A 15,032-nucleotide genomic window follows, 5' to 3' on the forward strand; every position below is an offset into this window, starting at 1 on the left:
AGACATCCAATTTTTACTAAAGATATATTAAATTTGGCTTTAGATAAGGAAGCAACGGTTAAATTATTTAACAGCATGTAGTTATTTTTAGACCTTCAGCTTTAAGTTCAAGAGATCGTGGTCTACCGATACAGGCTAGATGTAAGCAAAATTTAAATGCAGCAAGAGCATGACCATCTTTTACTGAGTAGAGTTGTAGACGAGGAAATTCCTCTTGAGTTGATGGATGTTTATCTGTTGATGCTTTTGCTAATTTGAAAAGTTGAGGCTGTTGTTTAGCATCTAACTTTGTTTGCAAATCTTGTCCAAATAAGTGCCAAAATTTGGCAGGAAATAAAGCCTTAACCTGGGAATAAAAATGTTCGAGATGATTGATATCCTTCCAGCGATAATGGATACCTGTGTGTGATGCGGTCACTCGACTCAAAAATACATTCAAAATGAATTCAATTTGTATTGGATTTTTGCGAGTTATTTTCTGTAGATGTTCAAAAAAATAAGTCACAGCGTGAAGCTCTTCAGCGGTATCAAGCATCGCTGGCTTTAAAAGGGTTGAGCTATCAATACTAAATAAACGAGGATTCCCTTTTTTTGATTTAATGTCTGCTAAATTTAGGGCATTTTCATACCAATAATTTACGAGCTCTTCTGGTAAGCATATACGTTGAGCTGCACTTTTAGGATCGTGAGTAGTCTCTAATAAGTTGAGTGTTTCATAAAAGCGTTGAAGTGAAATTTTAGAATCCTCTGTGCCGGCGAAAAAAGCAAAAAAGTCATGGGGTTGATTTGTTTGTACTGACAGTTCGTTAAGAATGTCAGTAGCATTACTTTGGAGCCAGTTTGTTTGATCGTTCAATAATATAGTTGCTAGAACTGCCTGATTTTTTTCAAAATTAAAGTCTTTTTCATCCGTTGTTATTTTCAAATTTTTAAACGTTGCATTGTAGCCCATGATTTTTTTAGCCAGTTCATTTGGCATATCTGGATGATGTTTCAGTAGTTTTTGACCAGCAATGAGATAACTAAAGTGAATATAACTTTTGAAAGTTTCAACGGGTTCTATATGCCCTAAAAGATGTGCAATAACAAACCAATGGTTTTGTCCATGTTGATTTTGAAGAAGTTCAGCTCGAATTTTTTCATATTCGTTTTCACTATAGTCAGTCAGCTCTTGCACAAGTGGTGCATATTCACAGTTCAGTAAAAGCGATAAATGATTCGCTGCCGTGTGACGAAAAGAGTGAAAGGAGTAATGATGCTCTTTAAAGACCTGATTCAATATCAGTTTTAGGGGCACAGTGACAGTGTGTTTATTCAGTTTTTTATTTTCATTCAAGTTGCTGAATAAATATAAACTTTTCTTATTCTCTAAACGTTTTTCAACAATAAAATCGCTAAAGAATTGGTACTCATCATCTTTAAGCAAAGTGTAGGCAGGCACAATCCGTTCCGCACTATCAGTTTTGAGCAGATGTTGATTCCCTTGTTTTTTTGAACCATAAGGTTGAACCCAGATAGAAAATTGATCTAAACCCTCGATATCTTTTACACGTAACCCGAGTATTTCGTTAATACGCATACCAGTACGGTAGGCCAAAACATAAATGATTTTTAATAATTTATAGTGATGGTTTGAGATGGATTGGTCATGTAAGAGCTGATTTAACTTCTTTAATATTACTTGGAAGGCTGTGTGACCAATGATGCGTGCACGAGGTCGACTTTGCGATGCGATAAATTCAAGTTCGAAATCTTCTGCTTGAAAAACAATTTGTTGGAAGGTATGAAAACGTTTCAACATGCGGATCGTTTGGTCTTTAGACTTCTTAAATTCGGGTTGATTGGCTTCGTCAGCAAGGCGTGTATTGCTGATGATTTGTTGATAAATTTTGTTCAGTAGATCATTAATGTCATCGTCGACATCGAAGTATTGTAAGGCATGAGTTAAAAAAGGTTCTGCGATCCGAGTGTAGTATGTATAGATTGAACTATCTGCGAGTTTTTGATTATCTTGAAATGATTTCATGTACTGATCTATATCAATATCAAAGTGAATGACTAGATCTTTGATTTGCTCGGAACTTGGTCGATAGAGACTGATGAGCCATAAAATAATACGTTTAGAAAACTCATTAAACTGTTCTTGGTGACGCAGGCAAAAATCAATAATAAGTTCAGCAATGGGTTGTTCCGTTGATGATGTGCGAATAATTTTCAGCAAGTTTTTATGAATAAATATGACATTTTCTACTGCTTCAGACGTATTGAGATCTGGTAGGGCTTTGGCTGTAGAAGAGACATTTCTTTCGATTTCATCAATTAATTGAGTTTTAAATTTTGGGAATGCAAAGTTTTCAAACTCATGTTCTGATAAACCACACGTGAGTGTGGTTTCTAACAAACATTGTGAGAGGGCAGGATCAACATCTGCATTCTGCAGTTGTAGCCAATTAAAATTGGAGTAATCACGTAAAAACTTAAAAGTCTTGTTGCTGTATGGATGTTTTATTTTTTGAAAGATGAGACGAAGATATGCATCCACGTCTAGATTGATGACACGTATTTGTCTTGTATTGAAATGTATGAGCCAAAGGCGTGTTAGTTGATCTGGAACAAAATTACGTGATTTTCGAATTGTTTTCTCATCAACAAATAGATCGCCATAGCTTCGAGAAAGTGGCTCTAAAAAGATGATATTAAAATCGCAAATTTTTTGGATTTTTGCCGGATTTTTTAAATGTTCGAGCAAAGCATTTAATGTTGCTGTTTGACTTAGTCCACCATATAGCATTGAGCAGAGCAAGATATTCGCAATAATTTCATCATCAGAAAACGTCGAGCTATCTTGAGCAAGAATCCAGTAGTCCCACAGTTTTTCGAGAATGATGTCAATTTCATGACTGGCCTGGATCCAATTTAGGGTGAAAATTGGTTCATCGCGTTTCATCTCAAAGGTGAGATAAGGTAATGGGAAGTCTAGGTTATTGCTCTTATTGAGATCTTTAATATATGTTCGGAACAATTCATGTGCATATTTTTTCCAAGCCAAATTTGGTGCTTTACGTTTAATAAACTCATAAATCGCAGGATAAGCTTGAATTAAGTCTTCAGTTGAGAATTTTTGTTCATCAAAGTATTGTCGGAGCTTTTGTTCTGCATCAGCTCGTATGTCCTTTTCTGACTTATCTCGTTTGAATTGACGTCTGTCTTCAGCATAGCGTTTTTCTGAGATTTTTTTATTGCGTGATGACATGAGCTTCAACACCTGTAATTTTAAAATATGTTTTCATTTGCTCTAAAATATCTGCAATTTTAGAAAATTGAGAGAGCGATAAACTGGAAAATGGATGTGCTGCTTCTTGTTGCATGAGTTCATGCCCAAATAGAGCTAAAATTTCAGGTTCAGAAAATTTATGAGTCAAAAATGCACGAGCTGTGTGGCGATGCCAATTTTCATGAGCAAGTCCTAATTCAGGATAGAAATCTTTGACTGTAGAAAGTCTTATTGGTGTCCACTTGTTATTTTGAATGATTCCAAGCAAGGGTAACTTACTTGTTTCTATTTGTTGTATGACATCACTTAAAAGTGGGTAATTCATCGCGATTTGAATCGAAAAATATTCTAAAAAGTTAAGGAATTTTTTTATCTCTTCAACTAAAAATGAACAAAGCGGGATTAGACGTCCAAATCCATTACGGCCGCCTACTTCTTTGTCAGAAACCATTAAAATTTGGCGTTTTAAATTAAAGTTTTTAAGAAATCCAGGGAATTCAGCAACGGGGCGTGCTGCTGTAAAAAGCAGGAGGAGATGCCACATCCATATGTTGTAGCGGTTGTATATAGCAATCAGATCATCTTCGGCTTGTGAAAAAATATTGTATTTTAATACAGCAAAAATCTCTGTAACGACCTGTGATTTTGGCGCTTTACGACTGCCAAAATTAAGGTTTGCATCAGGTAGTGAAATAGTTGCATAACTTTCATATGTGCTCGCTACATCTGCACAAAGCGATTTAAGAATATCAATATATTGTGCATGTAATCGTGGGATATTTTGATGACAATAAGAAACAGATGATGACTGATTTGCATCAATCCCTGTGATTAAATCTGCGAGTTGTTTATTCCCTGTTTTTGCAAGAATAGTATGATGTAGAAGAGAGCTTACTTTCACGACAGACAATTTTGGAATGAATAACTCTTGTCTTAATCTGCGTAAATATTGCTGTATCTCATCGAAACTAACCGAATCCATCTCACGTAGATCCGTAATGAATAGATTGGGTATTGGAATATCTAAATAGATCGTCTGATTGAGCAAGTTGTCTGAATACTCAAAATTGCGGTTCTCAAATACATTAAATTTACTGTTTAAGAAGAACTGATCATTTTTATAGATCAATTTTTGGCGGTTATTTAAGTTTTTAGCTCGCTTGCTTTGTATATATAGCCACTCATTCACACTGTTGCCTGTTAAAAATGCGAGCATCAAGATCAGAGCACTTTTATTTTGATGTTCAGAGTAGTCCAGATGAAGTCTTTTCAGTAGATGGTTCACGCTAGATGGATTCGGGAAAAAACTACTCGACGTAAGTAAATGTTCTTTGCGTTGAATATGTTTTGCAACAAGCGGTAGAACATAGTTTTGACTCGTTTCTGAATGTGCTGCAAGTGGTGTGACGTGAGTTGGATTGACAACAATTTGCCGATGAAGCGGCTTATCAATTAACGTTTCTATACTCAGTGCTTTAGATGTAGCACCTTTTTTGATTTCGATACTTTCTTCAATGAATTGTTCTTCATCAAGAAACTGATGTTGAAGCTGTGTATCGGTACTGGCACGTGCAATCTTCGCTTTGTTTTTTAAAACGTAGTTAAAAGTAATGCGAATATCATTGAGTAGATTGCGATCAAACTCAGGCAATTCATCCGTATCTAATGTGATTAGATGTTGAATAAATTGCTCTAAGCTCAGCGTTAGATCTTTAAGATAGACATTCCAGAGGCGTTTATACTCTTCTGTATTATGATATTTTTTTTCAGTATCTAAGTTTTTATTTGCAGTCCTAAAGCGCTGGAATAAGCGCTTTACGGTATTGACGTGTTCTGCGTGTGCTTGTTTAAAAAGATCTGGCCTGAGCTCAGGAAGAGCAATTAAATAAATGGCCGCTTTTAAAACTAGAATATTCCAATTTTTTGCATGCGTCTGCGATTCAGATAATTGCGAAATTGAATTGATATATGAAGTGATCGGTAGATCGCTGATCTTAACTTTTTTATTAAAAGAAATTACTGACGGTTTGGGCAGATTTGACTGAAATTCTACATCGATGTCAAAGCAATCGAGATTGAGACCATCTAGAGAGTTGTCAGTCTGTTGAGAAGACAATAGTTCAATCACAAAGTTGATATGTTGTGCACGTTCAAATTGCTCATCACCGAACAATTTTTCAATTGTTCTTTTAATTGAAACGATTGGTAAATCAAAAATGTTCGTTTAGATCATTAGACATTTATGATCTCCAAATTTTTTCTGCACTCAGATCGCTATTTGAGTGATCTAAGAGATCTTTTACACATCTGCTGTGTAGTGATAATTCATTAAAAATCTGTGTACGTTCTTGCTTGATCTTTTTCATCCGCTGATTGAGTTGGTTTCGAGAGCATGAAAGCAAGTGTGCAAGTAACTCTAGACTCATTTGATGGTGTGGCTTCAAAGATGATTCTTTGTTAAGGGTTAATAGTGTTTGACGTGAAAGATGTGTATTAATCAAGTGCAATGTTTTTCGTGGGTTCAAAGACTTAATGTCAAATTTTGCGGATTTGATGAATTGAATAAACTCACGACTGCATAACTCTTTCAGAAATGCTAATTCGTCATCTGAAAAAGATGGCTGTTGATGAATAATTAAAGACACTTCTTTAACATCTTGTTTTAAATGGCTTAAATATAAGTGAATATTATTGAAGATGGTGTAGCTATCAAATTCTGAGGTTTTCCACACATGCAGTTCTTTTATACGATTAGAAATATCTAAATCGGTAACGAGATTTTTAAACATATTTAAGTAACATAGGTTGAAACCATACGCGTGTGGATGAATGATGATTCTGCTTTTTTTGAAATTTTTTACAATTTTTGTCTGTTTTTCTGGAAACTTTAAAATTAGTTCAGATGTCAAATCCATGTGTGCTATTGAATAAAAATAATACAGTAATATTCACGTATATTTGGAGTCTTTGAATATGGCAGGAGGCATCATTTTTTTCTTGTTTTTAAAGTTTTTTTATTATTGAAAGTTTCAAATTTTCCTCCTCGATTAGATAATCACTATTAGTTAGCTAGATTTGTGAGTTGGCAAAAAATATCATGTTTCTATTATGATGTTCACATAGCAGATTACAATGAATACAGTAGGGATGAGTACAGTTGATTATTACAATAACAATGCTCAAATTTGATCTTTTTTAATGGTAATTAAAACCAAACAGGAATCAATTTTTGATAAGTATGTAGATAAATTTAACTTGATTGATATCGGGAGCCGTATATGGAAATTAAACAACTGAAACAGGTAGAAGTCGTTACAGATGTTGTATGTGATGTATGCAACCAATCAACGAAACTGGAGTTTGGAAATTTATCCGCACATTGGGGTTATGGCTCCAAGCATGATGGTGAAAAATATGAGTTACAGTTATGTGAGAAATGTTTCTTTTATGCCTTGGCGACATTAAAAAAAGAGCGAGCAGATGAGTTTATGTTTGATGAAAATTTTGACCCTTCAACCCTGGATGGGTTTGGGTTGAAGTGAACCTATCATCGCGATAGGTTCTAAGAATCCAGAAAATACTGATTCAGATTCAAGCCAGCAACTTCATTTTTAATGGCGAGTAAGGGATTCAGGAAAAATATTTTTCTTTGCTTCGAGGTCACTGAGTTCGGAAAATGCTTGAATACCGCCTGCGGCTTTAATTCCATCTAAAGCGACAGATAGAGCTTCCTGATCTGACGGGAATGTTTCATCCCATACAGTAGAAGTACCACTTTGGTTCACCACTTCCAGTGTCCAGTCACTATCAGGTAATCGATAAATTAGAATTTCAATTTGCTCATTATCCTCTTGTAAAACTTGAGATAAGGGAGAGTCGATTAAATCATTTTCATCATAATCCAGAGTACTGTCATGATCAGACATCAGCGGCAACCTTTATTGTATTTAACATCCTTCCATAGTAATGAATGAATTAAATTTTGCCTAGCAGTGGAGATTATGGGGTACAAAGAATGGCTAAATTTAAAAAATAATTGCCCCGACAATAAAACAAAATAATCCAAAAATCACCCAAATCCAGACATTCGATTTGGGTTGCTCAGTATGTGATGTATAGAACGATTGTTGTTCCTGAGTAGGATTTTTTTGGTTGCCAACTCTGTTCTTATAGGGCTGGTGTTTTGAATAGGATAGGCCTGTGCCAAGAATACCAACGCTGGTTCGGGTGCCTTTTTTGCCAATATTTAAAGAAGCACCAGGTTTGCCAATGCTCGCGCTACTAATGCCTTTATGCGTCAGATTGATTTTTAATCCAGGTAATATTTTAATACTCTTGCGAAATCTGAAGCCCATATTTTTTCCATTTACAAGAACCAGTTTGGTTTCTATCTCAGTTGTCCGGATACAGTGAAATAAGAGTTTGATTCATTCATAGGACTGATCATTTGACTTATCTAGTGAAATATCAGTATGTTCTTTAACATAAGATATTGGCTTTTAGACAATGAATCAAACATCAAATTATTACAATCAACATGCTCAAGCATTTTTTGAAAATACCTATCAGGTTGAGATGGAAAGTCTTTACGCACCATTTCTAAGATATTTGCCCGAACAGGCATTGATCTTGGATTTGGGCTGTGGCTCGGGGCGGGACACTTTGGCATTTAAGAAAAAAGGCTATCAAGTTGAGGCAATTGATTATTCTGCCGAGCTGGTTGAAAAGGCGAGAGAGCTGACAGGCATCGAGGTACGTCAGCAAAGTTTTTATGAGCTGAATGAAGTAGCTAAGTATGATGGTATTTGGGCCTGTGCTTCTCTTTTGCACTGTGAAAGAGATCGCCTGACTGAAGTGCTGGGGCGCATATTTAAAGCATTAAAGCCAAATGGGGTGTGTTACATGTCTTTTAAATATGGCGATACAGACCGTGAGAAAGAAGGGCGCAGCTTTACTGACTTGAATGAGCAGCAAGCTTACGACTTACTCAAACAAATAGATCAGGCTTTACTGTTACAGCAATGGCTTACTGTAGATAAACGTCCAGACCGTACAGAAGAGTGGATCAACGTAATATGGGAAAAGCAATCACATGCTTTTGATTATTACCCGCAGCGTTTATACAATCGTGCCGAGTTAATGAAAGAGCCCTCTTTGATTCCTGCAGAACACGGGATTTATTTCTGGTGGTTCAAAAAAAATCCGCCGGGAATCCCAACAAAAAACTGTATAACGTATCAAGAATATACTTTGTTGTATGTTGGCATATCTCCTGACAAAAAGACCAAACCAAATAGTAAATCAAACTTGAGAATACGGCTTAAAACACACTTTTCAGGTAACGCAGAAGGTTCAACACTAAGACGAACATTGGGCATACTTCTAGCTGAGATGAGTGGGTATCCGCTTAGAAGAGTAGGGTCAGGTAATCGCATGAATTTCACGCATTTAGGTGAACAATGGCTGGATGCATGGCTTGAAGATAATGCGTATGTGTCCTGGATAATTTGTGAAGAACCTTGGAATGTTAAGGAAAAGGTTTTTGAACAAACGATACTGCCACTCAATTTGAAAGGTAATCAGCACGAGTTTAAAGAAACCCTTTCAGCTATGCGTAAAAAAGCCATTCAAAATGCGAAAATGATGGAAATCGCTACGGAAGCAGGATTACAAAGACAGGTAAAGCTTCAACATGTGGCAGGATGATCGCTTTATAGAAAATAATAAACCTACACCCAACGAGCAGTTGAAATTCTTGAAGCATATTCAGCAGATATTGCAGTCAGGGACTTTTACTTCGACATATAAGTTTGCTTTGCTGATCAGTTTCACGCGTCTGGCGATTGAACAGGGGCAAGATACCGGTGCTGCCTTGCATTTGGAATATCAGGATATCGCTGAAAAGTTTATTGACCTATACTGGAAACAGTCACTGCCGTTTCAGTTTAACCAGTATGAGCCTTTTACTATTCATCAAAGCACTGGTAGGCAGGCAAAGATCATCAGTGAAATTCAGAATGCACAGCAACAATTCAAGACCTTGGCAGCGTTGAGAAAGGATGTGCTTTACTGGAACAGGCTTAAGAGAGCAGTTGCAACAACGGTAAAGCACATGCCGGTGGTGTATTTGCAGAATCTGAATGGTCAAACCGTAGAGTTTCTCTATTGTCTTGAAGATTCCAAACAGTCCCTCAGGCTTTTACCCAAAGTGATGTATTGCTTGAGACAGTTTAGTGAAATTATTGAAGAGTTGTGCCAGAAGCGCTGGATTGATTTTGTCCGGCTGAACAAGCAGAACTTGGTTGTACTTGATGGCTTGCCTGACCTGGATGAATTCATGTTTGCCCCGAGTCGTAATCAACTGGGGCAGGTCGCGGACTTCTTAATTGACTTACAGCAATGCCAGTGTTTTTACTGTGGAAAAAGCCTAAAAAATTCAAAATATGCTGTGGATCATTTTATTCCATGGTCTTTATATCCTGCCGATACCGGACATAATTTTGTTCTGGCAGATGATAAATGTAACTCACAGAAAAGTAATTATTTGGCATCGGAACTATTTCTGCAAGAATGGCAGGAGCGGAACTATCTACATGATCAATCTATTACACGCGAGATTTCTCAACTTGGCTTCTTAACAGATCTGCAGCGTTCACATCGCGTTGCTGACTGGGCATATAAGCAGGCGATCGAAAATGAATACTTAGTTTGGTTGGGTGGTAAAGATAAACAGATATACCACAGTAATTTATAAGGCCTAACTTAAATAAAAAGTCTCCGACAAACCCGGTACGGTTCACATTTTACGGCAGAGGATGAACCTATGCTTTCAATCCTTACAGAACATCAGTTTTTTCCGATAGTGATGAAACATAATAAATATGATTATTTTAGAATTATGTCTAAACAAGCGTCATTAAGTGCCGTGCGATGGGTACTTGCGTGGTTGAGTGTACGATATTTGGTGATTAGAGATCATAATTCTGTGAATTTGTTCAAGACAGCTACGTGTGCATAAATATCATTTACCTGACTAGGAAAACTTCTTGCTGCTCATTTATCACTTAATAATAGAGACTCAGGTATTTTTTATGGATCAACAAAGCAATAAAAACATCACATTATTCCTTGCATTTGATTTGCTACTGGAAGCTGTACAACACACTTCCTTATGGAAATAGCCTAAGCAGATATCGTTCAATTTAAGGGGCCCAGGCCTTTGCTTGGCAAATCAGATTTTAACAAAGCAAAGGCCTGGGAATCCGCGAATTTGATTTTTTTCTTTGCTTTCAATTTGATCCATACGTTATCGATTTATATTTTTTATTTAAAAATGAATAAAAAAATTCTAATTTGGTTTGACCAAAGAAAAAGATACCCATATGATAATTACATTACAGCAAAATCTGTAATCGGGCGTGGAAACCCGCATCTCAACGTACTAAAGAGTCACTTTTAGTGGCTCTTTTGTGTCTGCATGGCAATGCTTTATGGCAGGCCAAGTAGGGCAGTCTATGACTGGCCGTTTCGTTGAGCGGTATTTCCACCCCTATTTGGTTTGCCACCATCTCGTGGAAAAGATGTTGGCAAATTTCACATTGATCAACGAGATTACAATATGAAAAATATCATCTTAAAAGTACCCATTTCTCTTAGGTTTCTTTTGTTAGCGCTGACCGGATATTGACGGTCATTTAATTCATCGCTTTAACTAAATTGAACTATATGCACTTTCAAATTTCGTGCTTTAGCGAATATAGGAAAGTGCTGCCTGGAGAAAACAAAAAATGGGCCAAACTCGATTACTGACGAATATCATTCAGCGTAAAGTCATGTTGCCAGAAGAAATGTCGCCTTCAATGCAGCGTGATAATTTTGAAGTGGCACTGACTGATTTTGAAAAGCATGCCATCATCAAATGTTTATTTAAAGCGGATAACCAGCGTTCTACTGAATGTTGGAGTGTGCAGGAAATTGCAAACTTTATTGAGAATTGTACAGAAGATCAAAATATCAATTTGTGTATCTTGTATTGGAAAGATATACACGGCAACATCTATATTATCGATGGGGCGCATCGTCTTTCGAGTATTTATGCTTGGGTCAAGAGATATTTTGCAGATGAACAAGCCACTCAAGCGCCTAATTTTAGCGATCAACAAAAAGAAGATATTCGTGACCTGCGAAATCATTTAGGAGATCTAGCTGACTTCCAAAAAATTTGTATTGATCCTAAATTTGCAGAACAAAAATCTAAATTAGACGATATTAAAATCAGTTTCCGGCAAGTGCTTGGTACTCCAGAAGACGCAAGACGCGTATTCCAATCGATTAATTCAGATACTAAACGCCTAGATAAATATGAGGAATATCATCTAAGAAGTCGGGGAAGTGATGCATATTATGCGATCTATGCCTGTTGTTATATCAATGACAATAAATCCAATTTAGAAGAGCTTCAATATACACGTTTAAATTCGCTGATCGAGTTGGGGGAGAAGATCCATCAGCTGCTTTTCTCTACCATATTATTAGATACTGAAATGAGTCATGGCAAAAAAATTGGCTTGGTCAATGAGCTCATGAATATCATCGCGGGTGATCAGATTCATAATATCATGAGCCTGAATCAGGGTGAACGCGTTGAAAAGATCATGTCACATCTGTTTACGGTCCTTTGCAGAATGGCCACTCCTGTAAAAAATACTGGGGTTCCGAGTTTGGGCTTACATCCGTTCTTATATTTTTATAAGGACCAGCGTTTTCAGATTACTTCCTTTCTGGCATGGTTTGCTATTGTGTTTGAAATTCATGAAAGCCTGATGCAGATTCACCATCGAACCATTAGCTTTAAAGAGTTTACACGTGTCCGCCGTAGTATTGAGTTCTTGATTGCCAATTTTCCAGTGGCGACCACTGAAACGGTCGGTAAGTTCGGCAGTGGGATTAAAGGCTATGATCGGCTACAAATCGTTTATAAAGCCTTTATCTGTTTAAGCCTGGAAATGGATGTCGATTTTGAAGATGAAGAATGCCTGAACACCTTTATTTTGTCGATGTCAAAGGCTTTCAAGTACATCAACTTTAATGAGTTTTATTCTGAAAGATTTTTGGGTAATTATGATGATGGGGTTGTAGAGCATGTAGTCGGATATGTTGAATCGATTAGCCCGATCTCTCGATCAAAGCCCAAGGCCTTTTCAGCATTAACCAAAAATTTGCTTAAGCACAATTTTCTGGTGGGTAATCATAACTTTTGCCCCATTTGTGATGGATTAATCTATCTCAATTCTACTGAATCGGATCATCGGATTGCCAAAGCCGCAGGTGGCCAAGGGGTGCTAGAGAATGGTCTGCTGGTTCATCCACTCTGTAATAGAATGAAATCAGATCTGAGCCTGGAAGAGATTAGAGCGGATTTGTTTGGTGAATTACTGTATTAATCAGCAGAGTGATGAACTCATTTTCTCAAGTGTGTTAATTAATGATAAATCACATGATTTAACTTTTGATATATTCAGCCAGTGTAGCTTTTTTTAATTAAGTGCAGAATCATAGCTAGAAGCTAGCTGTAGTTTCTGAATGACCGTCAAGGTCCTTAGTTTTGCCCATTGATCCTTCTCTGGGCATTTTTTTTGATCAAAATATAACGCTATTCTTGCTAAAAATTGAATATTAATTTTTAACGAAAATTATGTGTAGATAGGTCTAGATAAATTTTTATTCCATTTTCTGCAAATTATTGGATAAACCAACCAGCTATTCTTGTTTATGGTCTACCAGTCATTCTCATTCCAAGTAGACCATCAAGATATAAAACTACATAGCCAATTTTGCCGATACCAAACGATTCATACTCACACCACGCTCCGCAGCTTCAAGTGCTAGTTTTTGATGAACCATTGATGGAACACGAACAGCAAACCGTCCGCTATACTTTTTTTCTGAAAGCGGTACAGGTAATTTCTCATTATTGCTGATCATATCTGCTACAACTTCAGCAACAAGATCAACAATCCCTGAAAATGCTTTAGATTGTTCTGCATCGAGCCAAGACAGTGACGGAAATTCGGCACATAGACCAACATACTCATTATCTTCTGCTGACCATGTAACACGATAAGTAAATTGTTTGCTATCCATTTGACACCTCACAATGTTTTAAGTTTATCAAGTGCAGCTAATACTTGCCTAACCTGATAAGGTTTAGCCTTTCCGCTATCATCTTGAAGATTAATACGAGGATCGCCTTGCCACGGTGTTTTAAATACTGAACCGTACCGGGTTTGTCGGAGAGTTTTTTATTTAAGTTAGGCCACCTGACCTAACGGGTTAATCTTATCATGTTTAGTCCCGGCATTTGATGGATCGGATCAATCTTAAAAAGTTCAGGTTCATCTGTCCACTGTTTGCAGATGAATTCGTAGGGAGTCAGGCCCCTGAGTGTTTTGAGTCTGCGGCCGAAGTTGTATGCAGCAATAAAATCAGCAAGGTGAATGCATAGCTGAGTGTGATCGTCGTAATGGAACCGTTTGACAGTAGCTTCTTTAATCGTTCGGTTCATCCGCTCGACCTGTCCATTGGTCCATGGATGCTTGACCTTGGTAAGACGATGTTCAATGCCACATTCAGTACAAATCCGATCAAAGATGTGCTCAGAGGCGTAGCGATCACAGGTGCGGTTCGTGAACTGGATGCCGTTATCTGTTAGCACCGTATGGATTCTATAGGGCACAGCCTTAACCAGATTGCGCAGGAACTCCGCGGCTGCCATCTTACTGGCTTTAGTATGCAATTCAGTGAACGCGAACTTGGAAGTGCGATCAATGGCAACGAAGAGATAAAGCTTACCCTGTGCTGTTCGCATCTCAGCGATGTCGATATGAAAGTAACCAATGGGGTAGCTCTTGAAGCGCTTCCTGACAGGGCGATCACCTTGTACCTCAGGCAGTCGTGAAATACCATGCCGCTGCAAGCAGCGGTGTAACGACGAGCGTGTCAGATAAGGAATACTCGGCTGCAATGCATAAAGGCAATCGTCTAGCGGCAACAAAGTGCGTTTTCGAAAAGCAACAATTGCCGCCTCATCTTCAGGCGATAACACGCTTGAGCGAGGATTCTTTGGCCCGGTTGTAAGATCATCTACTGAAGTACGTTTCTTCCATTTTGCGACGGTCTTTTGATTGATGCCGTAACGCTTGGCTAGCGTTCTTAAGCTCTCTTGACTATTTTGTATTGCTCGACGCACTGCCTGTGTCGTTGTGGCGCTGCTGTGTAGAACTTGTCCCATAGTGCTTCCTTCCATTTATCTGAGAATATTGCACCATTAAAATCTGGGACTAAACACATAGTGCACTATGTACACGCTCTTTATTGAACCAATCTACCCAATTTAGTGTCGTAAGTTGTACATCTGCTAAACCTTGCCAATCTGCTTTTAGATATTCAATCACCTCTGTTTTGTATAAGCCATTCACCGTTTCAGCCAAAGCATTATCGTATGAATCACCAGTCGTACCGACTGATGCTCGTAAATTTGCTGCTTCTAAACGATTGGTATAGCGAATGGAAAGATATTGCACACCTCTGTCGGAATGATGAATCACATTCTTTGGCATGCCTCGATCATGCAATGCTTGCTCCAATGCATCGAGCACCATATCTGTATTCATCCGTGTCGATACTTTCCATCCAACAATTGCTCGTGAGAACACATCAATAATAAATGCAGTATAAACCCAGCCTGAATTTGTTTGAA

General features: G+C 37.6%; 9 protein-coding genes and 5 pseudogenes. 6 read left to right on the plus strand and 8 right to left on the minus strand.

What is annotated here, in order from left to right; genetic code table 11:
- Nucleotides 1-67: 67 nt before the first annotated feature.
- The 3 genes and pseudogenes from FTU87_RS12280 to FTU87_RS12290 form a co-directional block, all read right to left on the minus strand.
- Nucleotides 68-3,253 carry a tyrosine-type recombinase/integrase gene (locus FTU87_RS12280; RefSeq protein ID WP_180097507.1) on the minus strand — a complete coding sequence of 1,062 codons (3,186 nt, stop codon included), beginning with the start codon at nucleotides 3,251-3,253 and terminating at the stop codon, nucleotides 68-70.
- A pseudogene (locus FTU87_RS12285) lies at nucleotides 3,237-5,514 on the minus strand (hypothetical protein). Before FTU87_RS12285 ends, FTU87_RS12280 begins: the two are co-directional and overlap by 17 nt.
- On the minus strand, nucleotides 5,515-6,189 hold the full coding sequence (locus tag FTU87_RS12290) for a hypothetical protein (RefSeq protein WP_180097509.1): 675 nt from the start codon (nucleotides 6,187-6,189) through the stop codon (nucleotides 5,515-5,517).
- Between the two features lie 363 nt (nucleotides 6,190-6,552).
- Between FTU87_RS12290 and FTU87_RS12295 the strand changes: the two genes are divergently transcribed.
- On the plus strand, nucleotides 6,553-6,816 hold the full coding sequence (locus FTU87_RS12295; protein ID WP_148334865.1) for a hypothetical protein: 264 nt from the start codon (nucleotides 6,553-6,555) through the stop codon (nucleotides 6,814-6,816).
- Between the two features lie 69 nt (nucleotides 6,817-6,885).
- Here the strand turns inward: FTU87_RS12295 and FTU87_RS12300 are convergent, their stop codons facing one another.
- Nucleotides 6,886-7,200, minus strand: a complete 315-nt coding sequence (locus FTU87_RS12300; RefSeq protein ID WP_096911306.1) for a hypothetical protein — start codon at nucleotides 7,198-7,200, stop codon at nucleotides 6,886-6,888.
- A gap of 99 nt (nucleotides 7,201-7,299) precedes the next feature.
- Nucleotides 7,300-7,629, minus strand: coding sequence for a DUF4236 domain-containing protein (locus FTU87_RS12305; RefSeq protein ID WP_180086283.1), 330 nt, complete (start codon nucleotides 7,627-7,629; stop codon nucleotides 7,300-7,302).
- Between the two features lie 151 nt (nucleotides 7,630-7,780).
- Between FTU87_RS12305 and FTU87_RS15250 the strand changes: the two are divergent.
- The 5 genes and pseudogenes from FTU87_RS15250 to FTU87_RS12325 all read left to right on the plus strand — a co-directional run.
- Nucleotides 7,781-8,359: pseudogene (locus FTU87_RS15250) on the plus strand (class I SAM-dependent methyltransferase); the annotation flags it as partial.
- 99 nt (nucleotides 8,360-8,458) lie between these two features.
- Nucleotides 8,459-8,980 (plus strand): annotated as a pseudogene (locus tag FTU87_RS15305) (GIY-YIG nuclease family protein); the annotation flags it as partial.
- Nucleotides 8,967-10,028 (plus strand): HNH endonuclease, encoded by a 1,062-nt coding sequence (locus tag FTU87_RS12315; protein ID WP_180097512.1) that lies wholly within the window; start codon nucleotides 8,967-8,969, stop codon nucleotides 10,026-10,028. The pseudogene FTU87_RS15305 and the gene FTU87_RS12315, both read left to right, overlap by 14 nt.
- A 30-nt stretch (nucleotides 10,029-10,058) precedes the next feature.
- Nucleotides 10,059-10,253, plus strand: a pseudogene (locus tag FTU87_RS15310) (hypothetical protein); the annotation flags it as partial.
- A gap of 808 nt (nucleotides 10,254-11,061) precedes the next feature.
- On the plus strand, nucleotides 11,062-12,717 hold the full coding sequence (locus FTU87_RS12325; protein WP_180097514.1) for an HNH endonuclease signature motif containing protein: 1,656 nt from the start codon (nucleotides 11,062-11,064) through the stop codon (nucleotides 12,715-12,717).
- Nucleotides 12,718-13,093: 376 nt separating this feature from the next.
- Here FTU87_RS12325 and FTU87_RS12330 read toward each other — a convergent pair whose 3' ends face one another.
- From FTU87_RS12330 to FTU87_RS12340, 3 genes and pseudogenes are all read right to left on the minus strand, one after another.
- On the minus strand, nucleotides 13,094-13,417 hold the full coding sequence (locus FTU87_RS12330) for a type II toxin-antitoxin system HicB family antitoxin (RefSeq protein ID WP_063454488.1): 324 nt from the start codon (nucleotides 13,415-13,417) through the stop codon (nucleotides 13,094-13,096).
- Between the two features lie 181 nt (nucleotides 13,418-13,598).
- Entirely contained in the window at nucleotides 13,599-14,564 is a 966-nt protein-coding gene (locus FTU87_RS12335) for an IS481 family transposase (RefSeq protein WP_180097516.1), read from the minus strand.
- Nucleotides 14,565-14,622: 58 nt separating this feature from the next.
- A pseudogene (locus FTU87_RS12340) lies at nucleotides 14,623-15,032 on the minus strand (IS3 family transposase); the annotation flags it as partial.

Origin of the sequence: Acinetobacter sp. YH12156 (assembly GCF_013418235.1) — a bacterium.
GTDB classification, from domain to species: Bacteria; Pseudomonadota; Gammaproteobacteria; order Pseudomonadales; family Moraxellaceae; genus Acinetobacter; species Acinetobacter pseudolwoffii.